Origin of the sequence: Pseudomonas mercuritolerans (genome assembly GCF_025706525.1) — a bacterium.
GTDB lineage: Bacteria > Pseudomonadota > Gammaproteobacteria > Pseudomonadales > Pseudomonadaceae > Aquipseudomonas > Aquipseudomonas mercuritolerans.
In genome coordinates this window covers 23,894-48,442 of sequence record NZ_JAMSHA010000003.1, presented here as the reverse complement: position 1 = coordinate 48,442, position 24,549 = coordinate 23,894, and the positions used below count along the sequence as shown (strand labels likewise).

The window sequence follows — 24,549 nt, the reverse complement described above, 5'->3', positions numbered from 1 at the left end:
CCGGAGAAAAGCGGCATTTGTGCTGTCGGACGGTCTTTAACGGAGGATTTATATGAAGTGGGGTGTGGTGTGTGTGCCGTTGATTCTGGCAATGGCCGGTTGCGCAAATGTTTCCGAAATCAATGAAACCCTGCCGACCATGAGCGTTATCTCTGGCAAAAAGCCTCAGGAATACGCGCAGTGCCTGACTGAAAAACTCGCCGACAGTCGCGGCGCGTTGCAGGTTCAGCCGCAGAAGGACGGTGTACGAGTGATCGTCCCCGGCAAACTTTCGTCAGGTCCAGCAGCAGTGTTTGATATCGAGGATCGCGCCGGTGGCAGCAGCATCAAGCTGCATGAGCGCATGTCAAACGTGCCGGTTCGCCCTCACGATGTACAGAAAGCCGCGAACGCCTGTATTTCCGGCTGATAGACTACCGGACATCAGCACCCGATGCCGTCACAGTCCTGCTGTGGCGGCATTGTCATTTATGGAGTCGCGATGAAGCGAGAGCACGTGCGGGAGCGCCATGCAGAGGGCCTTATCTCTGCCACCCATGTCATCCAGAACCCGGCAAATCCCGGTGAATGGATCGTGTTTTTCAAGAAGAGTGCAGGGCGCAGCTACTTTTTGGTGGATGACAGTGATGAAGTCGAGTCCTTCAGTCGGCTCGACGATCTGATCGAGGTCGTCCGTGGCCTCGGAATCAAGTTCGCCGAAATCCACATGTAGGCTTACTTGCAGACAACCACGACGTTGCGGGTTTTGTAATTGCCGACGTCGACGCCCAGGGTTTTGTCGTCTTCCGCAGGTGCCGGTGTGCCGTCAGTGCCGACAATCCGATAACCGGTGCCGGCGCAGGAGGCATCTGCCTTCTCGTAGCACATCGCCCAGGAGTTGGCCTCGCCTGAACAGTCTATGCTCAGGCCTTGTTCGCCATTGTTCAGAAAGGTCGGCTGCGAGGTGGCACAGCCGCTCAGTACCAACACCGCGAAAATCAAATGCAGTTTGTTCAGGTTCATGGTTGCGTGGTCTTCAAGTGGGGGACTGGATGCTCTGACAGCGCCGCGATGAAAAGGTTATAGCGATTGGCCACTTGTTTGCCAACAAGGCACAAAAAAGCCCTGCGTCCTGGCAGGGCTTGGAGCGTGTGGCGACAAGGTCAGTCCTGATCCTTGCCACGGCGCTTGGAAGAAGCGGGCGTATCGGTGAACACCGAGGCCACATCCGTCGCCATCTGCTCGCTGTCGAAAGGTCCGGCGATATGTTCGCCGTTGGTGGTGGTCAGCGTCCACTTGCCGTCTTTCTTGTCGATCACATACCCGTTGATGATTTTTACCGCAGCCATCTGGTCTTTCTCGTTCGCTGGTTCAAAGGCGCCATGATAGCGGCAAATGCTCGCATTGGGGGCTGATAAGCGTATGGTGATCCAGTTTCCACGGATCTTGAGCTACGCTGACTTTGCTGCGCAAATACCCGGATGGAACTATCCGCGCGAATATTTCTCTATGTTGGCATCGGTTAGCCAGCGCGGGGCATTGTAAGGCGCACGCCGCCTGATTAGACTGCCCCGAAACTCGTACACACAGCCTTTTCAAGGACTTATATGATCAAGAAATGCTTGTTTCCAGCAGCCGGTTACGGCACTCGCTTCCTCCCAGCGACCAAAGCCATGCCTAAAGAAATGCTGCCGGTGGTAAACAAGCCACTGATCCAGTACGGCGTTGAAGAAGCACTGGACGCAGGCCTGACGGAAATCTCCATCGTCACCGGCCGTGGCAAGCGTGCCCTGGAAGACCACTTCGACATCAGCTACGAGCTGGAAAACCAGATCAAGGGCACCGACAAGGAAAAGTACCTGGTCGGTATCCGCAAGCTGTTGGACGAGTGCTCGTTCTCCTACACCCGTCAGACCGAAATGAAAGGTCTGGGCCACGCCATCCTGACTGGCCGCCCGCTGATCGGTGACGAACCGTTCGCCGTGGTCCTGGCGGACGACCTGTGCGTCAACATCGACGGCGACGGCGTGCTGACCCAGATGGTCAAGCTGTACAAGCAGTTCCGCTGCTCGATCGTCGCTATCCAGGAAGTCGATCCGCAGGAAACCAACAAGTACGGCGTAATCGCTGGCGAAATGATCCGCGATGACATTTACCGTGTGCACAGCATGGTCGAGAAGCCAAAGCCGGAAGACGCGCCGTCGAACCTGGCCATCATCGGTCGTTACATCCTGACCCCGGACATCTTCGACCTGATCGAGCAGACCGAGCCAGGCAAGGGCGGCGAAATCCAGATCACCGACGCCCTGATGAAGCAAGCCCAGAACGGCTGCGTGATGGCCTACAAGTTCAAGGGCAAGCGTTTCGACTGCGGTGGCGCTGAAGGCTACATCGACGCGACCAACTTCTGCTTCGAAAACTTCTACAAGACTGGCAAAGCTTACTGATAGCGTTTGCCCCGTCTGCAAGAGAAAGCCACCTTCGGGTGGCTTTTTCATTTTCCGCCCTTATATGGATGGCAGTGCTTGCCCAATGAATGGCTGCGGGTATGCTGATGGCCTGCCGAGGAGATAGAAATGGCCTACGATTTTGACCTTTATGTGATTGGTGCCGGTTCCGGCGGTGTGCGGGCTGCGCGGTTTGCCGCCGGCTTCGGGGCGAAAGTGGCGGTGGCCGAAAGCCGTTATCTGGGCGGCACCTGCGTCAATGTCGGCTGCGTGCCGAAAAAACTCCTTGTGTACGGCGCGCACTTTGCCGAGGACTTCGAGCAAGCGTCCGGTTTCGGCTGGAACCTGGGCGAAGCCAACTTCGATTGGGCCACCCTGATCGCCAACAAGGATCGCGAGATCAATCGCCTCAACGGCATTTATCGCAATCTGCTGGTCAACAGCGGCGTGACCCTGCACGAGGCGCACGCGAAAATCGTCGGGCCGCACGAGGTCGAGGTCAACGGCGAGCGCTTCACCGCGAAGAACATCCTGATCGCCACTGGCGGCTGGCCGCAGATCCCCGAAATCCCGGGGCATGAGCATGCGATCGGTTCGAACGAAGCGTTCTTTCTCAAAGAACTGCCCAAGCGTGTGCTGGTGGTTGGCGGCGGTTATATAGCGGTCGAGTTCGCCGGAATTTTCCATGGCCTCGGTGCCAACACCACGCTGCTGTATCGCGGCGATCTGTTCCTGCGCGGTTTCGACGGTTCGGTGCGCAAGCATCTGCAGGAAGAATTGACCAAGCGTGGCCTCGATCTGCAATTCAACGCCGACATTGCGCGCATCGACAAGCAGGCTGATGGCAGCTTGAAGGCCACGCTCAAGGATGGTCGGGTATTCGAAGCCGACTGCGTGTTCTACGCCACCGGTCGCCGTCCGATGCTGGACAATCTGGGCCTGGAAAACACCGATGTGCAACTGGACGACAAGGGCTTTATCAAAGTCGACGACGAGTATCAAACCACCGAGCCGTCGATTCTGGCGCTGGGCGACGTCATTGGTCGCGTGCAGCTGACACCGGTCGCGCTAGCCGAAGGCATGGCTGTGGCGCGGCGTCTGTTCAAGCCGGAGCAGTATCGTCCGGTGGATTACAAAATGATCCCGACCGCCGTGTTCAGCCTGCCGAACATCGGCACAGTCGGTTTGAGCGAAGAAGAAGCGCGCGAATGTGGCCACGAAGTGGTGATCTTCGAGAGTCGCTTCCGGCCGATGAAGCTGACCCTGACGGACTGTCAGGAGAAAACCCTGATGAAGCTGGTAGTCGACGCCAAGACCGACAAGGTGCTTGGCTGCCACATGGTCGGCCCGGATGCTGGCGAGATCGTGCAAGGACTGGCGATTGCTTTAAAGGCGGGCGCGACCAAGCGCGACTTCGACGACACCATCGGGGTGCACCCGACGGCTGCAGAAGAGTTTGTGACCATGCGCACGCCAGTCAGCGCTTAAGCATCCTTCGCTTTGGTCGATTCTGGCGCTGCCGCAACGGTAGCCGCCAGACGCTGGCTGTCCTCAAGGCTCGCCTGAGCCTTGAGCAATTCCTTTTCCAGTGACTGATTGAGCTGCGTCTGCTCGTCGACGCTCTGTTTGAGCGCCTGGCTTTCCAGTGTCGCCACGCGCAGACGTTCCTGGAGGAGGGTGCGCTCGCTGTCCATGCGCGTCGCCTGCTCGAGCAACTGATCCTGACGCTGATTGCTCTGCTTGAGTTGATCCTGCACCAGGTTCAGCTCGCGCTGGGTGCCACGGTTTTCGGTAAGCAGGCGTTCGTTGTCGCGGTGCAACTGCGTGATCTCATCCTGACGCACCAGCGCGCTCTGCTGGGCTTGACGCAGTTCCGCCTGTATCTGCTGAAGTTGCCCTTCGTGGCGGGCCTGGTCCTGCTCGCGCTGTTCCTTGCTGGCGTTGCGGTAATGCTCCAGCGCATCGCGGGCGTGCAGGTGTTTTTCTTCCAGCGAGCGGATCTGCTCGTCCTTGTCCTGCAGACGCAATTCGAAGTCGGCCAAGGCCTGGTTCAGGCCGGCATTGCGCGTCTGTTCGGTTTGCAGCATCGAGCGGGTGTTGCTCAGCGCCTCGGATTCGCGTTGCAGGGCGGCGCCCTGAATGTCGTGGTCGTGTTCGAGTTTTTCCAGCGCCTGGCGCGTCTGCTTCAGCTCGGTTTCCAGTGCTTCCCGTTGTTCCTCGAACTGTTCTCGGGCTTGCTCGATGGGCTCCTGCGCCTGTTCTTTCAGGCGCTGGGCGAGGCGAGAGACGAGGGCGGTCAGTTCATCATCGATCGGTTCTGCTGACGCTTCTATTGGCTGGGCGCCGTCATCCAGCTCTTTCAGATAACGATGGATCGTGGTTTTCGAGCCGGTGTTGCCCATTTCGATGCGTACTGCATCGATGCTTGGGTGTTCGCCGCGGGCCAGGATTGCTGTGCGTGCGATTTGCACCAGTGCTTTGGTAATGCCGCCACGGGCCATGTGAACTCCTACGTTTACGTACTGTGGTACATGCCACTAAAGTACGCAGTGTACCATGCTGAAAATATAGGTGAATCGTTGATGTAAAACAGGCGGGATATACTGGTATTACCCAATGTCAGGCGGCAAAATGCGCTTTTGCATGCCTGAACCCGTACACCAGCGAGAAAACCGCCCATGAGTGACATTGATCGATATCTGCAAGCCGCCACCCGCGACAACACCCGCCGCAGCTATCGCATGGCCATCGAGCATTTCGAGGTGACGTGGGGCGGATTTCTCCCGGCCACCGCAGATAGCGTTGCGCGCTATCTGGTGGAGCACGCCGGGGTTCTATCGATCAACACGCTGAAATTGCGCCTGTCGGCGCTGGCGCAGTGGCACAACAGTCAGGGTTTCGCCGATCCGACCAAGGCGCCAGTGGTGCGCAAGGTGTTCAAGGGCATTCGCGCCTTGCACCCGGCGCAGGAAAAACAGGCCGAACCATTGCAACTGCAGGATTTGCAACGTGTGATCGATTGGCTGGAACAGGAGGCGCAAACCGCCCGCCAGGAACAGGACCGCCCGACGTTGCTCAAGGCCTATCGGGATCGCGCGCTGATTCTGTTGGGCTTCTGGCGGGGCTTTCGCAGCGACGAGTTGTGCCGCTTGCAAATCGAGCATGTGCAGGCCAGTGCTGGCAAGGGAATCACCTTGTATCTGCCGCGCAGCAAGGGCGACCGGGAAAACCTCGGACAGACCTATCAGGCCCCAGCGCTGCTCAAGCTGTGTCCGGTGCAGGCTTATATCGACTGGATCACCGAGGCCGCGCTGGTACGCGGCGCAGTTTTCCGAAGCATTGATCGGTGGGGCAATCTGAGCGAGGAGGGCTTGCACGCCAACAGCATCATTCCGCTGCTGCGCCAGGCATTGCAGCGCGCCGGGATTGCCGCCGCCAACTACACCAGCCATTCACTGCGGCGTGGCTTTGCCACATGGGCGCATCAAAGCGGCTGGGACCTGAAATCGCTGATGAGTTACGTCGGCTGGAAGGACATGAAATCCGCCATGCGCTATGTTGAGGTCAGCCCATTCCAGGGAATGGCTCGGATCATGGATAAGCCGGATCAAGCGTAGAGATCGTTTTCTTCTATTAATACAGTCAGCTAATAGCGAAAACAAATCAGCAGTATCAGGTTTGCCAATGAGCCTTCCGTCGAGTGAGTGGGTAGGATTCACCCATCAACTTCATAACCCCTGACGGAGAGTCATCGATGCCTATCATCAACAGCCAAGTAAAACCGTTCAAAGCTACCGCGTTCAAAAACGGCGACTTCGTTCAAGTCTCGGATGCTGACTTGAAAGGCAAGTGGTCCGTGGTGTTCTTCTACCCAGCCGACTTCACCTTCGTGTGCCCGACCGAGCTGGAAGACCTGGCCGACAACTACGCTGAGTTCAAGAAGCTGGGCGTGGAAATCTACAGCGTTTCGACCGACACCCACTTTGCTCACGCTGCCTGGCACAACACTTCGCCAGCCATCGGCAAAATCCAATACACCATGATCGGCGACCCTACCCACGTCATCTCGCGCAACTTCGACGTACTGATCGAAGAAGCTGGTCTGGCTGACCGTGGCACCTTCGTGATCAACCCTGAAGGCCAGATCAAAATCGTTGAACTGAACGATGGCGGCGTTGGCCGTGACGCTTCCGAGCTGCTGCGCAAGATCAAGGCTGCTCAGTACGTCGCTGCACACCCAGGCGAAGTTTGCCCGGCCAAGTGGAAAGAAGGCGAGGCCACTCTGGCTCCGTCGCTGGACCTGGTCGGCAAGATCTAAGTCTGTGACATGCAACGCAGGGCGGCACGCCGCACCTTCTTAAGTTAGCTGCACCGCCCAATAAAAATGCCCGGGCGAGATTCGCTCGGGCTTTTTTTCGCCTCAAATAAAGGAAATCGCCCGTATGTTGGACGCCAATCTTAAAGCCCAGTTGAAATCGTACCTGGAACGGGTCACCCAACCGATCGAGATCGTTGCATCCCTCGACGACGGTGCGAAATCCCGTGAAATGCTGGAACTGCTGAAAGACGTTGCCAGTCTTTCGAGCCAAATTACCCTGATCGACAGCGGTGACGATGCCCGCAAACCATCGTTCTCGATCAATCGCCCCGGAGCCGACATCAGCCTGCGCTTTGCCGGTATTCCGATGGGCCACGAATTCACCTCCCTGGTGCTGGCGCTGCTGCAAGTCGGTGGCCACCCGTCGAAGGCCAGCGTTGAAGTCATCGAGCAGATTCGTTCGCTAAAAGGCGAGTTCAGCTTCGAGACCTACTTCTCGCTGTCTTGCCAGAACTGCCCGGACGTCGTTCAGGCGCTGAACCTGATGGCCGTGCTCAACCCGAACATCCGCCACGTCGCCATCGATGGCGCGCTGTTCCAGGACGAAGTCGACGATCGCAAGATCATGGCTGTGCCGAGCATCTACCTCAACGGCGAAAACTTCGGCCAGGGCCGTATGGGCCTGGAGGAAATCCTCGCCAAACTCGACACCGGCGCGATTGAGCGTCAGGCCGAGAAAATCAGCGCCAAGGAAGCCTTTGACGTGCTGGTCGTCGGCGGTGGCCCGGCCGGTGCTTCGGCGGCCATCTATGCCGCACGTAAAGGCATCCGCACCGGTGTCGCTGCTGAGCGCTTCGGCGGTCAGGTGCTGGACACCATGGCCATCGAGAACTTCATTTCCGTCCAGGAAACCGAAGGGCCGAAACTGGCCACGGCTCTGGAAGAACACGTCAAGCAGTACGACGTCGACATCATGAACCTGCAACGTGCCGACAAGTTGATCCCGGGCAAGAACGGTGAGCTGCACGAAGTTCGCTTCGCCAGTGGCGCAACCCTGAAAGCCAAGAGCGTGATCCTCGCGACCGGTGCACGCTGGCGCGAAATGAACGTCCCCGGTGAGCAGGAATACCGCAACAAGGGCGTGGCTTACTGCCCGCACTGCGACGGCCCGCTGTTCAAAGGCAAGCGCGTAGCGGTGATCGGTGGTGGTAACTCGGGCGTTGAAGCGGCCATCGATCTGGCCGGTATCGTCTCGCACGTAACGTTGCTGGAATTCGACGTACAACTGCGCGCCGATGCTGTGTTGCAGCGCAAGCTGCACAGCCTGCCGAACGTCACCGTGATCACCAGTGCGCAAACCACTGAAGTCACCGGCAATGGCGAGAAGGTCAACGGTCTGCGTTACAAGGATCGCACCACAGATGAGCTGCGCACGGTTGAGCTGGAAGGCATCTTCGTACAGATCGGTCTGCTGCCCAACACCGATTGGCTGAAGGGCACCATCGAGCTGTCGCCGCGTGGTGAGATCATCGTCGATAATCGTGGCGAGACTTCGATTCCGGGGATCTTTGCAGCGGGCGACGTGACGACTGTGCCTTACAAGCAGATCGTGATCGCAGTGGGCGAGGGCGCCAAGGCTTCGCTGAGCGCGTTCGATCACTTGATCCGGACTTCGGCCCCGGCGTAACTTCCAGGTCGAAAACGAAAAAACCCATGAGCGATCATGGGTTTTTTATTGCGCGTGGAAAGCCACCCCTCACCCCAGCCCTCTCCCGAGGGAGAGGGAGCCGACCGAGGTGTCTGAAGTCATCCATCGACCTGAGAGAGCCGGTCGATTATGGATTCACCGCCAATCTTTCAAGTCGGCGTAATTCTCCAACATCCCGCAATCAGTCCCCTCTCCCTCTGGGAGAGGGCTAGGGTGAGGGGCTTTCAGCTTTTACAGCGGCGCAGGCTGAATGATCTCGACCCAGTAGCCATCAGGATCCTTGATGAACGCCAGGCTCTTCATCCGGCCATCGGTCAGGCGCTTCTGGAAATCGCAACCCAGCTCTTCAAAGCGCGCGCAGGCCGCGACGATATCCGGCACCGAAATGCAGATGTGGCCGAATCCGCGCGGGTCCGTGTTGCCGTTGTGGTAGGAGAAGTCGGCATCGTTTTCGGTGCCGTGGTTGTGGGTCAGCTCAAGAATGCCCGGGATCGATTTCATCCACTCGGTACGCGCTGCGGCGTCGGCCGGGATCTGTGCTTTGTCGACCAGTGCGAGGAAGTACAGGCTGAACTCGGCTTCCGGGAAATCACGCTTCTCGACCAGCGAAAAACCCAGCACGCGGGTGTAGAAATCCAGCGATTTGGTGATGTCCTTCACGCGCAGCATGGTGTGGTTGAATACGAAGTTGCGGGTTGCGCTGTCTGGCGTGGCAGTCACGCCAGGGAAAGTGTTCAATTCGTTGAGGCTCATGGGCCCTCCAATAACAATGGGCGAGTGAATGGGCGCAATGATACGCATGCCGGCCGGCATCGCCAAATGCAAGGCGGGCTTGCCCTGCGCGAAGGCGGGGCTCAGACTTTGCCTTCTATCCATGAGTGCGTCCGGCAATGATCCGACTGTTCAAATCCGTGTTTGTTTTTTTTGCTTTGTCATCGGCTGTGGTTTTCCCGGCCATGGCCGAACCAGGCATTACCTGGCCGGCGGGCTGGAAGGTTGAAGCGTTGCCGGACACCGCGCCGCCAGTCTCGCGGCAACGAGCGGTGAAGCTCGACGCCGATGGTAACCAGGTGATGGTGATGGAGTTGACCATGACTCAAGTGGAAGCGGGGCATCAGGTCAATCTGCAAGGCGTGCTGCTGGAGATGCGCAAATCGATTCAGAAGGATTTCTTCCGCAGCGGTTATCAGAGCGTCTGCAACCGCATTCATCCGGCTGCGCTCGGATCATTGGCCGGGCTGGAGACCACCTGCACAGTCACCGAGAACGGTCGGCACGTATTATCACAAACGTTGGTGGCAGCCGTGGAAGCAGACAAGGCTTATGTACTTTCATATGCCGGTCAGGCCGAGGTTTATAAGGCGAGCGCCGACGACATAGAGGCGGCGCGCAACAGCCTGAAATTATAAACGTCCGTACTAACTTGCAATGATTTGAATGCCGGAAAGGATTAAGCACAAAGTTTGGTCCAGCGTGTCGTAGCAACATTGCGCAGCAAAATGTTTAGCCTGATGATTCAGTAACGTTACACAAATTTCCAACTTGTTCGATGAAAATCATTTCATTTGTTAGATATTGTCAATAAAAAAGCCCTGCATCGAGCAGGGCTTTTTGTTGGTGTCAGATCAACCGCGCAACCATGAATCCACGGTGGCTGCACCGTACTGCTCTTTCCAGGCTTTCAGACCGCGATGGTTGCCACCCTTGGTTTCGATCAGCTCGCCAGTGTGCGGGTTCTGATAAACCTTGACCACCCGAGCGCGGCGGGTCTTGGGCGCTGCGGACTGCTGGAGACCGGACTTTGCCGGGTTTGGATCAAGGATGGCGATGATGTCTTTCAGGCCTTTGCCATAGGTTTTCATCAGTCCCTGGAGCTTTTCTTCGAATTCGATTTCTTTCTTGAGCCCGGCATCGTTCTTCAGCGATTCCAGCTGTTTGAGCTGTTCCTGAAGGGCCTTTTCAGCTGCGCGAAATTCGGCGAGTCTGGACAATATCTTTACTCCAATAGTGTGTTTGGCTGATACCAACCGCAAACAAAGCTATAAGCCAAGAGCCTGGAAGCGACTCGGTGATAATTGGCTCACCTGCCAGTCTGGCTCAGGTTGAAAAAATTGTAGTAGTTAATGCGACGAGAGTAAATCCTGATGTTGTCGTCATGTAACAACAATGACTTTTTGTATCAATTTGGTGCGGCTGTTCGGCGGGCCATGTCGGCGACTTAATGATGAGTTAATGCGTCGAGGAAATCAGCGCCAGGCATTGGTCTACCGTACAAATAGCCCTGCAAAAAATTAACGTTATGCTCGGTCAGGTAATCAGCCTGGACCTGAGTTTCGACACCTTCGGCAACAATGCGCAAGTCCAGTTTGGCCGACAGCTCGATAATGGAGTCGAGGATATGCCTCGATAACGCGTCTATGCCGATCATGGCCACGAAGCTCTGATCGATCTTTAGAAAGTCGACATTGAAGGTGCGCAGATAACCAAGGCTTGAATGTCCGGTACCGAAGTCGTCGATTGCGATTTTCACACCCAGTGCATGCAGCTGCTCAAAGAGCTGCAGGGTGATGTCATTCGGCTCGACCAGCTGGCGCTCCGTCAATTCCAACACCAGTTCGATGCTGCCAGGCGCAAATGCAGCCAAGAGGTCACGACAATCCTCGACCAGCTCCAGATCCTGGCAATGGCTGGCGGTGATATTGATGCCGATATGGAAAGGTTTGGCGAAGCTTGTGGATTGCGGCCCCAGCAGCACCGCAGTCTGTTGCATCAGGGCGCGGGTCATCGGCACGATCAAGCCCGAGTGCTCGGCAAATGGAATAAACAGATCCGGCCGTACCAGGCCCTCTTTCGGATGATTCCAGCGCATCAGCACTTCGGCACCCGACCATTGCTTGCTGTCACCGTGAACCACGGGCTGGAAATAAGGGATGAACTCCCCGGCTTCCAGCGCACGCAGCATTTCATGGCTGGGCGAGGTCGATCGCTTCTGGACGAAGTGGCCGATTGCACCGGAGACTGCACCGAAGAAAATCAACAGGCTGAACAGCGGAGGATATTCAGCCGCCATGTAACGCCGGATTTCGCCCTCGGGGAACCCCGCGGAGACCTTGAAACCGTAGCGTTCGGATTCCAGCAGGCTGTGCGCGACCGGCAGGGCAGGCAGTGATCCGTGATGCACTTTGCCGTCGGCGGACAGCCAGTTATCGCCTACTTGCAACATCAGTAATGTCTGGCGGCCGATCAGGCGCAGGATGTTACTCAAGTGATAGCCATCCAGTGTGGTCAGTGCGCCACCACGACCGTCGCTGAGACGGTAGATCAATAATGCCGTGTCGGGCGTCACCGGATTGCCATTCATCAGCCACAGTTTGCCATCGTGGTAGTTTCCGGCATCGACGGCTTCGTTGAACTGGCCGAACAGCGAACTACAGTAGAGATTGTTGTCCCAGACCAGATTGGTTGAGCGCACGAAGGGGCGACGGGTCACCTGTTCGCGCAGGGCGAGTTTCACTTCTTCGCAATTTTTCCCGGCAAGCGGCAGCAGAATCCGGGCAGCTTCTGCGGTGTTATCGAGCATCAAGTCGAACTGTCGCAACGCTTGCTCGGCAGTTTCTCCGGCGCTTTGTTGCAACGTGCGTTCTGCCTGCATATAGAGAATCACACTGCCCAGCACGATTGGCAGCAGGCTGCTGAGCAAAGTCACAACGTTGCGGGTGCTGCGCTTGCGGCGGGGGCGGCGGGTCAGCGGCATGGACACATCCTGTGGCTTCGAAGTCGGGCCCGGTAAACAATCGAGGCAGAGGGGAGAATAGATGGCAGATGGCTCTTGTGCCGTATCCAAAAAACAGGATTTTATAGAGAGGGCAGACAGGCTCGGTTACGCTGTGTAGAATCGGTTTACGCATACAATAATAATCGTCTTCTGGCAGCAGAAGCCTCGCCCGCAAGAGCCTTGGGTCGACAATGAAGATATTCGGGTTTCAACTGATCTACGGAGACTTCCTCGCTCGCAGCGTGCGTGGCATCTCCTGTGCGCCTCCCACTACATCACTTTCCTGACAAATAACCCTGGTTAATTGATAAGAAATGATGAGGCGTCACCATGGCAGATTTATACGAAAACCCAATGGGCCTGATGGGCTTTGAGTTCATCGAGTTCGCATCGCCGACTCCCGGCACGCTGGAGCCGATCTTCGAGATCATGGGCTTCACCAAAGTCGCGACCCACCGTTCCAAGAACGTGCACCTGTACCGTCAGGGCGCGATCAACCTGATCCTCAATAACGAACCCAACAGCGTCGCCTCGTACTTCGCGGCTGAGCACGGCCCGTCCGTTTGCGGCATGGCGTTTCGCGTCAAGGATTCGCAGAAAGCCTATTCCCGCGCACTCGAACTCGGCGCTCAGCCGATCCACATCGAAACCGGTCCGATGGAGCTTAACCTGCCGGCGATCAAAGGCATCGGTGGCGCGCCGCTGTATCTGATCGACCGTTTCGGCGAAGGCAGCTCGATCTACGACATCGACTTCGTGTTCATCGAAGGCGTTGATCGCAACCCGGTTGGCGCCGGCCTGAAGATCATCGATCACCTGACCCACAACGTGTATCGCGGACGCATGGCCTACTGGGCGAACTTCTACGAGAAGCTGTTCAACTTCCGTGAAATCCGTTACTTCGACATCAAAGGCGAGTACACCGGTCTGACTTCAAAAGCCATGACCGCACCGGATGGCATGATCCGCATCCCGCTCAACGAAGAGTCGTCCAAGGGCGCCGGGCAGATCGAAGAGTTCCTGATGCAGTTCAACGGCGAAGGCATCCAGCACGTTGCATTCCTCACCGACGACCTGATCAAGACCTGGGATCAGTTGAAGAAAATCGGCATGCGCTTCATGACCGCGCCGCCGGACACCTACTACGAAATGCTTGAAGGTCGCCTGGCGAACCACGGCGAGCCGGTCGATCAGCTGCAATCGCGCGGCATCCTGCTCGATGGCGCTTCGGAGCAGGGCGACAAGCGTCTGCTGTTGCAGATCTTCTCGGAAACCCTGATGGGGCCGGTGTTCTTCGAGTTCATCCAGCGCAAGGGCGACGACGGTTTCGGCGAAGGTAACTTCAAAGCCCTGTTCGAATCGATCGAGCGCGACCAGGTGCGTCGTGGTGTGCTGACCACCGAGTAATCTGGAATGAGAAAATCCCGGCCTGCAGAGATGCAGGGCCGGGATTTTTTTGCTTCATACAAAACCTGTGGGAGCGAGCCTGCTCGCGAATGCGGACTTTCATTCAACAGTCATGTTGACTGGTCTGACGACTTCGCGAGCAGGCTCGCTCCCACATTTGTCTTGTGTTGGATTCAAGAGCGGCGTTGGCGCGTCAAGTGTTTGAAGCCCTCGAACACCAGCACCACAACCGCCAGCCAGATCGGGATGTTAGTCAGCCACTCGCCCGACTTGATGCTTTCCCCGAGCAACAAAGCCACCGCAAGCAGCAACACCGGTTCCACATAACTCAACAAACCAAACAGACTGAACGCCAGCAAGCGGCTGGCGATGATGTACACCACCAGCGCGGACGCACTGATCAGGCCGAGCAGCGGAATCAGCCACATCAGTCCCGGATATTGATCGAACACGGCCAGGCCCTGTTCGCCACCCTGCACAAACCAGTAGGCGACCGGCAGCATCAGGGTCATGTCGACCCACAGGCCACCGAGGTTGTCGGTTTTCAGGTATTTGCGCAGCACGAAGTACAGCGGATAGCCAACCACGACCACCAGTGTCGCCCAGGAAAAACCACCCACCTGATACAGCTCGTTCAACACGCCAAGGCTGGCAAAAAACACCGCGATTTTCTGCAGGTAAGACAGGCTCTCGCCATAGGCAATCCGCCCCGTCAGCACCATCGCCAGTGGCAAGAGGAAATAGCCCAGCGATACATCCAGGCTGTAATCATTGAGTGGTGCCCACATGAACAGCCACAGCTGTACCCCGAGCAGGGCGGAAGAAACCAGCAGCCCGGCAATCAGCTTCGGCCTGGCCGCCATCAATCGAACCAGCTCCAGCACCCGCCGCCATTCCCCGGAAACCAGCATGAACACGGTCATGCACGGCACGGTCAGGAGCATGCGCCAGCCGAAGATTTCCACGCCGCTCAGAGGCGTCAGCAGCGACGTGTAGTAATACATGACGGCAAACAGCACCGAGGCTGAGACCGATAGAGCGATACCTTTAGACAAACTGTCCTCGCGACGTGATGGTTGAACGGGGCGCGCAGGATACGTGGTTTTTGTGCTGAATATTGAGCGGGCGCTCATTATTTCCCACATCCAGGAGCCACAAATCCTGTGGGAGCGAGCCTGCTCGCGAAGCGGCCGGCAGATTCAGCATAGATGTTGCGTCGACTGGCGCTATGCATGATTGCACCGATTAAACGCAAAAAGATCGCAACCTTCGGCACTTCCTACAGGGAACGCATTCCACAGTAGCTGCCGAAGGCTGCGATCTTTTGATCTGCGCTTCTGATTAAGCCCGCAACGTCCGCGTCATCCGCAACGCCAACAGACTACCGCCAACGATCACCGCCGCCAGCACATACAACGCCGCATCCGTCGAGCCTGTGCTGTCCTTGACCCAACCCACCAGGTACGGGCTGAGGAACCCGGCCATCTGCCCCATCGAGTTGATCAGCGCCAGACCACCAGCCGCCGCGCCAGCGCTCAGCATGGCGGTCGGTACCGGCCAGAACATCGGCAGACCGGTCAGTGCGCCCATGGTCGCGATGGTCAGGCCGAGAATCGCAATCGCCGGATTGGCCGCAAAGTTCACTGCGATCACCAGACCGACAGCGCCCATCAGCATCGGCACCACCAGGTGCCAGCGGCGCTCCTTGCGCAAGTCCGCCGAGCGGCCGACGACCAGCATGAACACCGCTGCAAGCAGATATGGAATCGCACTCAGCCAGCCGATCACCAGGTTATCGCTGAAGCCAAGGTTCTTGATGATCGACGGCAGCCAGAAATTGATGGCGTAAACGCCGCTCTGGATGCAGAAATAGATCAGGCCGAAGGCCCAGATCGCAGGGTTTTTGAACACCGCGAGCAGCGAGTCGGTGGCGGTTTTCGGTTTGTTGGCGAGGTCTTCGGCGTGGTCGGCTTCGAGCACCGAACGTTCATGGGCGGTCAGCCATTTGGCATTGGCGAAGCTGTCGCTCAACAGGAAATACGCCAGTGCGCCGAGGATTACCGTCGGGATGCCTTGCAGCAGAAACATCCACTGCCAGCCGGCCAAGCCACCCTGGCCCGCGGCGAAGTGGTTGAGGATCCAGCCGGAAAACGGGCTGCCGAGCAAACCGGAGACCGGGATTGCCGACATGAACAACGCCATGATCCGACCACGGCGGAACGTCGGGAACCACTGCGAGAGATACAGCACGACGCCCGGGAAGAAACCGGCCTCAGCGGCACCGGTGAAAAAGCGCAGGGTGTAGAACTCGGTCGGGGTGGTGACGAACAACAGGCAGGTCGACAGCGTGCCCCAGGTGATCATCATCAAGGCAATCCAGCGCCGAGGACCGAAGCGGGTCAGTGCCAGGTTGCTCGGCACGCCGCACAGCACGTAACCGATGAAGAAGATGCCGGCGCCGAGGCCATATACGGTTTCGCTGAATTTCAGTGCGTCGAGCATCTGCAACTTGGCGAAGCCGACGTTGACCCGGTCGAGGTAGTTGAACAGGTAGCAGATGAAAATGAAGGGAATCAAACGCAGGGTGATGCGTTTGTAGACGGCGTTTTTACCGTCGTCGATGGTCTGGGTAGCTGCGGCGCTCTGCGACATAGCGGCTCTCTCTTTATTATGATTTTTTGCGATGCAAAGGGTAACGTTGATCGCCCTGAGAGTCTCGGCCACCTTTGGCCGGATTGTCTTTGTGCCTGAGCACAGGGTTTGCCGCCAGACCCTGTGCGGCTGAACAACCGTCCGTGCCTGAAATGAAGGATTGCCGCCGCTATGTTCGAACTCGATCACGACCTTGCCCAAGACATCGTCGACCGGGCCATGGCCATTTTGCCGTACAACGTCAACGTCATGGACAGTCAGGGCCTGATCCTCGGCAGCGGCGAACCGGAGCGGATCAACACCCGGCATGAAGGTGCGCAACTGGTGCTGGCCAACGGGCGCGTGGTGGAAATCGATGCGCAGACGGCGGTGCACCTCAAAGGCGTGCAACCGGGGATCAACCTGCCGCTGTTGCTCGATCAGCGCTTGATCGGCGTGCTCGGCATTACCGGCGAGCCTGAGCAATTGCGCACTTACGCCGAACTGGTGCGCATGACCGCTGAAATGCTCGTCGGCCAGCGCAATCAGCAGGCCGAGCAGCAGTGGCGACGGCAGCGCTGCGATGATCTGCTGGCGTTGCTGTTGAGCGAGGCGGGGGATTCGCCGCGTCTGGTCGATGAGGCGCAACAGTTGGGACTCAAGCCGCAACTGACGCGTGTGCCGTATCTGTTTGAACTGGGGCTTGAGCACGGCCCGGGGCAAACCATCGAGGCACTGAGTGCGTGGCTGACCTCGCGGTATCCCGACAGTTGGTGCGTGAGTCCTGCGAAGTCTTCGTTGTTGTGGTGCCGCCCGGCGAGCCAGAACGTCGAGCACGATCGCCTGCTGGAAAAGCTCGATGGCCTCGGCTGGAAGATTCTGCGCATCGCCGTCGGCGGGCAGGCGGATGGCCTGGCCGGGTTGCGCCGCTGTTACCGGCGGGTCGGCGATTTGCTCGCTTATGGTCGCGACGTGCTGCCGAGCTCTCGGCTGCTGACGCTCAATCGTTATCGCTTGCCGGTCATGCTGTGGCGTCATCGCAACGATGATGCGCTGGATGAACTGCTCAAGCCGCTGCGCAAGGTCATCGCCAAGGACAGCAACGGCCAGTTGCTGGCGACCCTGCGTAGCTGGTGCGAGCACGACGGGCAGAGTCAGGCCTGTGCCGAGGCGTTGGGCATTCATCGCAACAGCCTGCGCTATCGCATGGAGCGGATTGCCGAGTTGAGCGGGGTTGATCCGTTGAAGCTGGACGGGATGCTGGCGTTGTACCTGGGGGTGCAGCTGTTGCCGCAGACGGATCCGAACTGATCGGTGTATTCAATGGCCCCTTCGCGAGCAGGCTCGCTCCCACATTTGGAATGCATTTCAAAATGTGGGAGCGAGCCTGCTCGTGAAGGGGCCGGAACATCCAATGCCAGCCTTTTGTGGAAATGAACAATAAACGCCGACGCCACTTGTGCAGCCGACCGGCGTCAAGGCGCAGGCCGACTGGCAGCATGAACGCCAATGCAACCGGAGAATTCCCATGAAGATCGTCATCGCCCCCGACTCGTTCAAGGACAGCCTGAGTGCCCAAGGCGTTGCCGAAGCCATCGCCCTCGGACTGGCGCAGGTCTGGCCGCAGGCGACGCTGATCAAATGCCCGATGGCCGATGGCGGCGAAGGCACGGTCGAGTCGATTCTTGCAGCCTGCGAAGGTGAGTTACGCCGCACCCGCGTGCGCGGTCCACTGGGCGCGCCGGTCGATGCTGCTTGGGGTTGGCTACCGCACAACCACACCGCGATCATCGAAATGGCCGAGGCCAGCGGTCTGCAACTGGTCACGCCGGGACAGCGCGATGCCTGCATCAGCAGCACGTTTGGCACCGGTGAATTGATTCGTGCAGCGCTGGATGCCGGCGCGCAACGGGTGATCCTGGCGATTGGCGGCAGCGCGACCAATGACGGCGGTGCCGGGGCGATGCAGGCGTTGGGCGTGAAGTTGCTGGATGCGCAGAATCAATCGTTGGTGCCGGGCGGCCTGGCCTTGGCGCAACTGGCGCGACTCGATGTGGCTGGGCTTGATCCGCGTCTGGCCGAGGTGCGTTTCGACATTGCCGCCGACGTCAATAATCCGCTCTGCGGCCCCCATGGTGCCTCGGCCATTTTCGGCCCGCAGAAGGGCGCATCGCCTGCGCAGGTTGAGCAGCTCGATCAGGCGCTGGGGCACTTTGCCAAACTCTGCGCGCAAGCATTGGGCAAAGACGTGCGCGATGAACCGGGCAGCGGCGCGGCGGGTGGTCTGGGCTTTGCCGCCAAAGCTTTTCTCGGCGCGCAGTTTCAGGCGGGCGTCGAGGTAGTGGCGGAACTGGTCGGGCTCGCTGACGCGGTCAAAGGTGCGGATCTGGTGATTACCGGAGAAGGCCGCTTCGATGCGCAAACCCTGCGCGGCAAAACACCGTTCGGTGTCGCGCGAGTTGCCAAACAATACGCTGTGCCGGTGATCGTGATTGCCGGGACCTTGGGCGAGGGTTATCAGGAACTCTATCAACACGGCATCGACGCCGCGTTTGCTGTTACCAGCGGGCCGATGACTCTGGAACAGGCCTGCGCCGAAGCCCCGCGCTTGCTGCGTGAACGCGCCACCGACATCGCCCGGATCTGGCAGCTCGCCGCCAAACGCTGAACCGCTGGCCTCTGTAGGAGCTGTCGAGTGCAACGAGGCTGCGATCTTTTGATCCTGCTATTAAAAGTCAGAAGATCGCAGCCTCGTTGCACTCGACAGCTCCTACCCAAGGCAGCGGACCTTGGTTGATTGTTGTAACGTCCCGAAAAATATTTACTGCGGACCCGAAACCTTCCTCAAGCCTGGCCGATACAACGGTCAGGCGCACACAAAACCAAAACCCAGTGACGCCGGACTGTCGCCCGCTATGGGCCAGTGCTCACGGCATGGATGCTCGTAGTTTCTTTCTTTCGAGAGTCCGACCATGTCCCTGCGTAACCTGAATATCGCGCCCCGTGCTTTCCTCGGTTTTGCCTTTATCGCCTTGCTGGTGATTGTCCTCGGCGTGTTCGCCGTCAGCCGCATGACGGTCATTCGTCAAGCGTCGATCGACATGGACACCAACCAGTTGCCAAGCGTGACTCACCTCAGCGTGGTCACGGAAAACGTCCTGCGCATGCGCATTCTCTCGTTCCGTGTGCTGGTCAATCGCGAACCGGTCAGCCTGCAAGAGGCAGAAACCCGCATCGCGGTGCTGGTCGACAAGGTGCGCAAAGCTCAGGCCAGCTACGCTGCGTTGCCGGCAGGTCCTGAAGAGCACGCAGTTTTCCAGACGTTTTCGACCACCCTCGATAACTATCTGCAAGCCCAGAACCGGATGCTTGAGCTGTCGCGCCAGGGCGATCTGGAAGCGATGCGTGCGTTGATCAACACGCGCATCAAGGAAGGCACCGATCAGATGGGCGAGCAGCTCAACAAGCTGATCGGCATGAATACCGCCGGGGCCAGAGCGGCGGCCACCAAGGCCGGTGAAAACTATGACAGCGCGATCACCGGGATCATCATCGTCGCCGTGATTGCGGCGCTGGCCACCGTGTTGCTCGCCTGGTTGCTGACCCGCAGCATCGTCACGCCGCTCAACCGCGCCGTGCTCGCTGCGCAAACCATTGCCAACGGCGACCTCAGCAAAGCTATTGAAGACGACGGCAAGGATGAACCGGCGCGCCTGCTCGAAGCCTTGGCCGCGATGCAGACCAACTTGCGCAAAACCATCGAGCAGATCGCCGGCTCCGCCACGCAACTGGGCGCCGCTGCCGAAGAGCTCAGCGCTGTCACCGAAGAAGCGTCGCGCGGCCTGCAGCAGCAGAACAACGAAATCGAGCAGGCCGCCACTGCCGTCAACGAGATGACCGCTGCGGTGGAAGAAGTGGCGCGCAACGCCGTTTCGACTTCCGAAGCTTCCAATCAGTCGACCCACGCCGCCCGCGAAGGTCGCGATCAGGTGGTGAAAACCGTCGACGCGATCCAGACCATGACTCACGACGTGCAGAACACCGCGCAGATGATCGAAGGCCTCGCCGCGCAAGGTCGTGACATCGGCAAGGTGCTGGACGTGATTCGGGCCATCGCCGAGCAGACCAACCTCTTGGCGCTCAACGCTGCGATTGAAGCGGCGCGTGCCGGCGAGGCTGGCCGCGGTTTTGCCGTGGTGGCTGACGAAGTGCGCGCCTTGGCCCATCGCACCGCACAATCGACTCAGGAAATCGAAAAAATGGTCGCCGGCATCCAGAACGGTACCGGAGAAGCGGTTTCGTCGATGCAGCAAAGCAACCAGCGCACCCAGTCCACATTGGAAATGGCCCGCGCGGCCGGTGTGGCGCTGGAACAGATCACGCAATCGATTCACCAGATCAACGAACGCAACCTGGTTATAGCCAGCGCTTCGGAAGAACAGGCGCAAGTCTCGCGCGAGGTCGATCGCAACCTGGTCAACATCCGCGACCTCGCCACGCAATCGGCCGCCGGCGCCAACCAGACCAGCGCCGCGACCCACGAACTGTCACGGCTGGCAGTGGATTTGAACGCCATGGTGGCGCGTTTCGTGATTTGAGATACGGTGAAGGCTGGAAACCGCGCTAACAGGAGACGTACATGCGCTATTCAGCCTTGACCCAACGAATCGCCGGGGAGGGTGCCGCTGCCTGGCAGATTCACGACCGAGCGCTGGAACTGCGCGCCGAGGGCGTTGATGTATTGTTGTTGAGCGTCGGCGATCCGGATTTCGATACGCCGTTGCCGATCGTCCATGGCGCGATCGATAGCCTGTTGGCCGGCGATACCCATTACGCCGACGTGCGTGGTCGATTCGAGCTGCGCAGGCTGATTGCCGAGCGTCATCGCCAGCGTAGTGGTCAGCGTGTTGATCCTGATCAGGTGATTGTCCTCCCCGGCGCGCAATGCGCGGTGTACTCGGTGGCGCAGTGTCTGCTCGATCCGGGTGACGAGGTTATCGTCGCTGAGCCGATGTACGTCACCTACGAAGGTGTGTTTGGCGCTTGCGGTGCCAAGGTAATTGCGGTGCCGGTGCGCCCGGAAAACGGTTTTCGTGTCGACCCAGCGGATGTTGCGGCGCGTATCACCCCGAGAACCCGCGCCATGTTGCTCAACAGCCCGAACAATCCCAGCGGCGCGAGTTTGTCCTTGCTGATCTGGCAGGAACTGGCGGCGCTGTGCATTCGGCATGATCTGTGGCTGATCAGCGATGAGGTGTACAGCGAGCTGTTATATGAAGGCGAGCACATCAGCCCGGCGAGCCTGCCGGGCATGGCCGAGCGCACCGCGACGATCAACAGCCTGTCGAAATCCCATGCGATGACCGGTTGGCGCATCGGCTGGATGATCGGCCCGAAACCCTTGGCCGAGCATCTGGTGAATCTGTCGCTGAGCATGCTCTTCGGTCTGCCGGATTTCGTACAGAAGGCCGCACAAGTGGCGCTGCAAAGCGATCTGCCGGAAGTCACGCAGATGCGCGAAGAATATCGGTTGCGTCGGGATCTGGTCTGCGAACGTTTGTACGGTTGTCCTGGATTGCAGCCGATTTGCCCGGATGGCGGCATGTTCGTGATGGTCGATGTGCGCCAGACCGGCCTCGGCGCTCAGGCGTTTGCCGAGCGCTTGCTGGAAGGTTACGGCGTGTCGGTGCTGGCCGGCGAAGCGTTCGGGCCGAGCGCGGCGGGGCATATTCGCATCGGGCTGGTGGTGGATCGGGTCAAACTGGCGGATGCCTGCGCGAGGATTGCGTTGTGTGCGATGCAGCTGTTGCAGGCGCGCAGTGCCTGATGGATTTGCGTAGTTTGTAAAGGCCTCTTCGCGAGCAGGCTCGCTCCCACAGTGGAATGCATTCTGCTGTGGAAGCAGGCTTGCTCCCATTTTGAAATGCATTCTCTGTGGGAGCGAGCCTGCTCGCGAAGGCGGCTTTACTGGCGCCAGAGATCTCTGCTTTGCCACGCAGAGGCATTCACCAGATTCCCCGGCCGCTGTCCATTCAACGCCGCCAACAGATTCTCCACCGCACACCGCGCCATTGCTTCCCGGGTTTCATGGGTCGCCGAGCCCATATGCGGCGTCGCCACCACATTGCTCAACTGCAACAACGGCGAGTCATGATTCAACGGCTCGCGCTCGAACACATCCAGGCCCGCCGCGCGGATACGCTTGCTGCGCAACGCCTCGATCATTGCCGCCTCATCGACCACTTTGCCCCGCGAGATATTGATGAAGATGCTCTCCGGCCGCATCAGCGCAAATTGCTCGGCGCCGATCAAGCGTTCGGTCTGCGCCGTCAGAGGCAAGGTCAGGCAAATGAAGTCGGCCTGCTTGAGCAACTCTTCGAGGCTGCGATATTGCGCAGCGAACCGCTCCTCGACCGCCGGTTTGCGTGACTGGCTGTGGTAGATCACCGGCATGCCGAAACCGAAATGCCCACGCTGGGCCAGGGCCTCGCCGATGCGGCCCATGCCGATGATGCCCAGCGTCTTGCCATGCACATCGGTGCCGAAATGCGCCGGGCCGATATTGCGGCTCCACTGCCCGCCACGGACCATGTTCGCCAGTTCGACCACACGCCGCGCGGCAGCGAGGATCAGGGCGAAACCGGTGTCGGCGGTGGTTTCGGTGAGCACGTCGGGGGTGTTGGTCAGCAGGATCTTGCGCCGACTCAGATACTCGATGTCGTAGTTGTCGACGCCCACCGAGACGCTGGCAATCGCCTCCAGCTGCGGCGCCAGATCCAGCAACGCCGCATCCAGTTTCAGGCTGGCGCCGAGCAAACCGTGGGCGCGGGGCAGGGCATCGCGCAGCTGCATGAGGCCATCGGCGTCGAGGCTTTCGATCAGCGTTACGTCAAATTGCTCTTGCAGGCGCGCCATCAGCGCGGGCGAAAGTTTCTTGTACAGCACGACCTGTTTTTTCATGGCAAAAGTCCCTTCAGGAATGCGCCGGCACACGCGGCGTGGCGGCGGCTTTGGCGACGACGCGATCACTGGCGCCGGGCTTGAGGAAAATCGTCAGCACCACCGACAACAGCAATGCACCGCTCATCAACAGGTAGGAGGCGCCGGGCGAACCGGTGGAGCTGTTCAGATAACCGACCAGATACGAACCGCCGAACGAGCCGAGCGCGCCCATGCTGTTGATCAGCGCCATGGCGCCACCGGCAACGTTGGCCGGAAGGATCTCCGGGACGATGGCGAAAAACGGACCGTAGGGCGCGTACATGCAGGCGCCGGCAATCACCAGCAGCGTGTACGACCACCAGAAATGCTCGGCGCCCAAGGCATATGAGCCGTAGAACGCAATCGAGGCGATCAGCAGTGGCGGCCAGACGAAGCGTTTGCGCTTCTGCAATTTGTCCGAGCCCCACGACACCGCGAGCATGCCCAGCACTGCCGCCAGATATGGCAGTGCCGAGAGCCAGCCGGCCTCGATCATGTCCATTTGCGCGCCGGCCTTGAGGATCGATGGCAGCCACAGCACGAAACCGTAGACGCCGATGCTCCAGCAGAAAAACTGCAGCGCCAGGATGATCACCTTCGGCGAACGGAACGCCTCGGCGTAGTTCTTCACAGCCTTGATGCCGACCTGCTCTGCGGCGAGGGCGCTTTCCAGATCGTGCTTTTCCTGGTCATTGAGCCACTTCGCCTGGGCCGGGCGATCGTCGGCCAGGCGCCACCAGATAAACGCCCAAAGCACCGCCGGCAGACCTTCGATGATGAACATCCAGCGCCAGCTGAAATGCTGCACCAGATAGCCCGACACCACCGACATCCACAGCATGGTCACCGGGTTGCCGAGGATCAGAAAAGTGTTGGCCCGCGAGCGTTCGGCACGGGTGAACCAATGGCAGAGATACACCAGCATCGCCGGCATCACCGCCGCTTCGACCACGCCGAGCATGAAGCGAATGACGATCAGCCAATAGGCGTTGGATACCACGCCAGTCAGCGTGGCGAGCCCGCCCCAGAGAATCAGGCTGACGAAAATCAGCTTCTTCACGCTGTGCTTTTGCGCGTAGATCGCGCCGGGGACCTGAAAGAAAAAGTAACCGAGAAAGAACAGCGCACCAAGCAGCGAGGACAGACCCGGTGTGATCATCAGGTCTTCGGCCATGCCCGATGCGGCGGCAAAACCGTAGTTGGCGCGATCTAGATAGGCCAGGCTGTAAGTGATGAACACAATCGGCATGATGTACCACCAGCGGCGGGTGGCGAGGGTTGCAGTTTTCATCGGTGTAACTCC

Annotated in this window: 23 protein-coding genes; 13 read left to right on the top strand and 10 right to left on the bottom strand. The window is 58.9% G+C overall.

The annotated features are described in order from the left end of the window. Positions 1-52 precede the first annotated feature (52 nt). Both ND528_RS08755 and ND528_RS08750 read left to right on the top strand, forming a co-directional pair. On the top strand, positions 53-409 hold the full coding sequence (locus ND528_RS08755; RefSeq protein ID WP_130909750.1) for a hypothetical protein: 357 nt from the start codon (positions 53-55) through the stop codon (positions 407-409). A gap of 72 nt (positions 410-481) precedes the next feature. Further along, the gene (locus ND528_RS08750) at positions 482-712 is read left to right on the top strand and encodes a hypothetical protein (RefSeq protein WP_263470118.1); all 231 of its coding nucleotides are present in this window, start codon (positions 482-484) and stop codon (positions 710-712) included. Between the two features lie 2 nt (positions 713-714). Here the strand turns inward: ND528_RS08750 and ND528_RS08745 are convergent, their stop codons facing one another. Both ND528_RS08745 and ND528_RS08740 read right to left on the bottom strand, forming a co-directional pair. Further along, positions 715-1,002 (bottom strand): hypothetical protein, encoded by a 288-nt coding sequence (locus tag ND528_RS08745; protein WP_137213729.1) that lies wholly within the window; start codon positions 1,000-1,002, stop codon positions 715-717. Between the two features lie 140 nt (positions 1,003-1,142). Next, positions 1,143-1,328 (bottom strand): hypothetical protein, encoded by a 186-nt coding sequence (locus ND528_RS08740; protein ID WP_016774922.1) that lies wholly within the window; start codon positions 1,326-1,328, stop codon positions 1,143-1,145. 258 nt (positions 1,329-1,586) lie between these two features. On the opposite strand from ND528_RS08740, the gene galU reads away from it, so the two are divergent. Further along, the gene (gene galU / locus ND528_RS08735; protein ID WP_024013124.1) at positions 1,587-2,426 is read left to right on the top strand and encodes a UTP--glucose-1-phosphate uridylyltransferase GalU; all 840 of its coding nucleotides are present in this window, start codon (positions 1,587-1,589) and stop codon (positions 2,424-2,426) included. 129 nt (positions 2,427-2,555) lie between these two features. Next, a complete protein-coding gene (gorA, locus tag ND528_RS08730; RefSeq protein WP_263470117.1) occupies positions 2,556-3,914 on the top strand; it encodes a glutathione-disulfide reductase in 1,359 nt (452 codons plus the stop codon). On the opposite strand, the gene ND528_RS08725 is transcribed toward gorA, so the two are convergent. Beyond that, complete coding sequence (locus ND528_RS08725; RefSeq protein ID WP_263470116.1) at positions 3,911-4,927, bottom strand: DNA-binding protein; 1,017 nt, start codon at positions 4,925-4,927, stop codon at positions 3,911-3,913. The genes gorA and ND528_RS08725 overlap by 4 nt on opposite strands. Positions 4,928-5,104: 177 nt before the next feature. Here ND528_RS08725 and ND528_RS08720 point away from each other — a divergent pair, with 177 nt between their 5' ends. The 3 genes from ND528_RS08720 (at position 5,105) to ahpF (ending at position 8,431) form a co-directional block, all read left to right on the top strand. After that, the gene (locus ND528_RS08720; protein WP_263470115.1) at positions 5,105-6,043 is read left to right on the top strand and encodes a site-specific integrase; all 939 of its coding nucleotides are present in this window, start codon (positions 5,105-5,107) and stop codon (positions 6,041-6,043) included. A 137-nt stretch (positions 6,044-6,180) separates the two neighbouring features. Continuing rightward, positions 6,181-6,744, top strand: a complete 564-nt coding sequence (gene ahpC / locus ND528_RS08715; RefSeq protein ID WP_126363038.1) for an alkyl hydroperoxide reductase subunit C — start codon at positions 6,181-6,183, stop codon at positions 6,742-6,744. Between the two features lie 124 nt (positions 6,745-6,868). Next, the gene (ahpF, locus tag ND528_RS08710) at positions 6,869-8,431 is read left to right on the top strand and encodes an alkyl hydroperoxide reductase subunit F (protein ID WP_212616445.1); all 1,563 of its coding nucleotides are present in this window, start codon (positions 6,869-6,871) and stop codon (positions 8,429-8,431) included. A 252-nt stretch (positions 8,432-8,683) separates the two neighbouring features. Here ahpF and gloA read toward each other — a convergent pair whose 3' ends face one another. Next, positions 8,684-9,205 (bottom strand): lactoylglutathione lyase, encoded by a 522-nt coding sequence (gloA, locus tag ND528_RS08705; RefSeq protein WP_212616444.1) that lies wholly within the window; start codon positions 9,203-9,205, stop codon positions 8,684-8,686. Positions 9,206-9,342: 137 nt separating this feature from the next. On the opposite strand from gloA, the gene ND528_RS08700 reads away from it, so the two are divergent. Beyond that, positions 9,343-9,861 carry a DUF4946 domain-containing protein gene (locus ND528_RS08700; protein WP_263470114.1) on the top strand — a complete coding sequence of 173 codons (519 nt, stop codon included), beginning with the start codon at positions 9,343-9,345 and terminating at the stop codon, positions 9,859-9,861. Positions 9,862-10,077: 216 nt separating this feature from the next. Here the strand turns inward: ND528_RS08700 and ND528_RS08695 are convergent, their stop codons facing one another. Beyond that, positions 10,078-10,443 carry a histone-like nucleoid-structuring protein, MvaT/MvaU family gene (locus ND528_RS08695; protein WP_016774912.1) on the bottom strand — a complete coding sequence of 122 codons (366 nt, stop codon included), beginning with the start codon at positions 10,441-10,443 and terminating at the stop codon, positions 10,078-10,080. 227 nt (positions 10,444-10,670) lie between these two features. Further along, positions 10,671-12,206, bottom strand: coding sequence for an EAL domain-containing protein (locus tag ND528_RS08690; RefSeq protein WP_263470113.1), 1,536 nt, complete (start codon positions 12,204-12,206; stop codon positions 10,671-10,673). 351 nt (positions 12,207-12,557) lie between these two features. On the opposite strand from ND528_RS08690, the gene hppD reads away from it, so the two are divergent. Then, the gene (gene hppD / locus ND528_RS08685; protein WP_263470112.1) at positions 12,558-13,634 is read left to right on the top strand and encodes a 4-hydroxyphenylpyruvate dioxygenase; all 1,077 of its coding nucleotides are present in this window, start codon (positions 12,558-12,560) and stop codon (positions 13,632-13,634) included. 173 nt (positions 13,635-13,807) lie between these two features. Here hppD and rarD read toward each other — a convergent pair whose 3' ends face one another. Together rarD and ND528_RS08675 are read right to left on the bottom strand one after the other, a co-directional pair. After that, positions 13,808-14,689 carry an EamA family transporter RarD gene (rarD, locus tag ND528_RS08680; RefSeq protein ID WP_263470111.1) on the bottom strand — a complete coding sequence of 294 codons (882 nt, stop codon included), beginning with the start codon at positions 14,687-14,689 and terminating at the stop codon, positions 13,808-13,810. A 286-nt stretch (positions 14,690-14,975) separates the two neighbouring features. Further along, entirely contained in the window at positions 14,976-16,286 is a 1,311-nt protein-coding gene (locus ND528_RS08675) for an MFS transporter (protein ID WP_039762752.1), read from the bottom strand. Positions 16,287-16,457: 171 nt separating this feature from the next. On the opposite strand from ND528_RS08675, the gene ND528_RS08670 reads away from it, so the two are divergent. The 4 genes from ND528_RS08670 to ND528_RS08655 all read left to right on the top strand — a co-directional run bounded on the left by ND528_RS08670 (position 16,458) and on the right by ND528_RS08655 (position 22,092). Beyond that, positions 16,458-17,576, top strand: coding sequence for a sugar diacid recognition domain-containing protein (locus ND528_RS08670; protein ID WP_263470110.1), 1,119 nt, complete (start codon positions 16,458-16,460; stop codon positions 17,574-17,576). Between the two features lie 217 nt (positions 17,577-17,793). Further along, positions 17,794-18,933 (top strand): glycerate kinase, encoded by a 1,140-nt coding sequence (locus ND528_RS08665; protein WP_263470109.1) that lies wholly within the window; start codon positions 17,794-17,796, stop codon positions 18,931-18,933. 304 nt (positions 18,934-19,237) lie between these two features. Further along, entirely contained in the window at positions 19,238-20,863 is a 1,626-nt protein-coding gene (locus ND528_RS08660) for a methyl-accepting chemotaxis protein (protein WP_130912217.1), read from the top strand. A 41-nt stretch (positions 20,864-20,904) separates the two neighbouring features. Further along, complete coding sequence (locus ND528_RS08655) at positions 20,905-22,092, top strand: pyridoxal phosphate-dependent aminotransferase (protein WP_137213720.1); 1,188 nt, start codon at positions 20,905-20,907, stop codon at positions 22,090-22,092. A gap of 137 nt (positions 22,093-22,229) precedes the next feature. On the opposite strand, the gene ND528_RS08650 is transcribed toward ND528_RS08655, so the two are convergent. Both ND528_RS08650 and ND528_RS08645 read right to left on the bottom strand, forming a co-directional pair. Then, the gene (locus ND528_RS08650; RefSeq protein WP_263470108.1) at positions 22,230-23,225 is read right to left on the bottom strand and encodes a 2-hydroxyacid dehydrogenase; all 996 of its coding nucleotides are present in this window, start codon (positions 23,223-23,225) and stop codon (positions 22,230-22,232) included. A gap of 13 nt (positions 23,226-23,238) precedes the next feature. Further along, complete coding sequence (locus tag ND528_RS08645) at positions 23,239-24,537, bottom strand: MFS transporter (protein WP_137213718.1); 1,299 nt, start codon at positions 24,535-24,537, stop codon at positions 23,239-23,241. Positions 24,538-24,549 lie beyond the last annotated feature (12 nt).

Bases quoted from the DNA above. Each gene is read 5' to 3' on its own strand.
- ND528_RS08755 (WP_130909750.1), top strand. From the start codon at position 53: ATGAAGTGGGGTGTGGTGTGTGTGCCGTTGATTCTGGCAATGGCCGGT.
- ND528_RS08750 (WP_263470118.1), top strand. From the start codon at position 482: ATGAAGCGAGAGCACGTGCGGGAGCGCCATGCAGAGGGCCTTATCTCT.
- ND528_RS08745 (WP_137213729.1), bottom strand. From the start codon at position 1,002: ATGAACCTGAACAAACTGCATTTGATTTTCGCGGTGTTGGTACTGAGC.
- ND528_RS08740 (WP_016774922.1), bottom strand. From the start codon at position 1,328: ATGGCTGCGGTAAAAATCATCAACGGGTATGTGATCGACAAGAAAGAC.
- galU (WP_024013124.1), top strand. From the start codon at position 1,587: ATGATCAAGAAATGCTTGTTTCCAGCAGCCGGTTACGGCACTCGCTTC.
- gorA (WP_263470117.1), top strand. From the start codon at position 2,556: ATGGCCTACGATTTTGACCTTTATGTGATTGGTGCCGGTTCCGGCGGT.
- ND528_RS08725 (WP_263470116.1), bottom strand. From the start codon at position 4,927: ATGGCCCGTGGCGGCATTACCAAAGCACTGGTGCAAATCGCACGCACA.
- ND528_RS08720 (WP_263470115.1), top strand. From the start codon at position 5,105: ATGAGTGACATTGATCGATATCTGCAAGCCGCCACCCGCGACAACACC.
- ahpC (WP_126363038.1), top strand. From the start codon at position 6,181: ATGCCTATCATCAACAGCCAAGTAAAACCGTTCAAAGCTACCGCGTTC.
- ahpF (WP_212616445.1), top strand. From the start codon at position 6,869: ATGTTGGACGCCAATCTTAAAGCCCAGTTGAAATCGTACCTGGAACGG.
- gloA (WP_212616444.1), bottom strand. From the start codon at position 9,205: ATGAGCCTCAACGAATTGAACACTTTCCCTGGCGTGACTGCCACGCCA.
- ND528_RS08700 (WP_263470114.1), top strand. From the start codon at position 9,343: ATGATCCGACTGTTCAAATCCGTGTTTGTTTTTTTTGCTTTGTCATCG.
- ND528_RS08690 (WP_263470113.1), bottom strand. From the start codon at position 12,206: ATGCCGCTGACCCGCCGCCCCCGCCGCAAGCGCAGCACCCGCAACGTT.
- hppD (WP_263470112.1), top strand. From the start codon at position 12,558: ATGGCAGATTTATACGAAAACCCAATGGGCCTGATGGGCTTTGAGTTC.
- ND528_RS08675 (WP_039762752.1), bottom strand. From the start codon at position 16,286: ATGTCGCAGAGCGCCGCAGCTACCCAGACCATCGACGACGGTAAAAAC.
- ND528_RS08670 (WP_263470110.1), top strand. From the start codon at position 16,458: ATGTTCGAACTCGATCACGACCTTGCCCAAGACATCGTCGACCGGGCC.
- ND528_RS08665 (WP_263470109.1), top strand. From the start codon at position 17,794: ATGAAGATCGTCATCGCCCCCGACTCGTTCAAGGACAGCCTGAGTGCC.
- ND528_RS08660 (WP_130912217.1), top strand. From the start codon at position 19,238: ATGTCCCTGCGTAACCTGAATATCGCGCCCCGTGCTTTCCTCGGTTTT.
- ND528_RS08655 (WP_137213720.1), top strand. From the start codon at position 20,905: ATGCGCTATTCAGCCTTGACCCAACGAATCGCCGGGGAGGGTGCCGCT.
- ND528_RS08650 (WP_263470108.1), bottom strand. From the start codon at position 23,225: ATGAAAAAACAGGTCGTGCTGTACAAGAAACTTTCGCCCGCGCTGATG.
- ND528_RS08645 (WP_137213718.1), bottom strand. From the start codon at position 24,537: ATGAAAACTGCAACCCTCGCCACCCGCCGCTGGTGGTACATCATGCCG.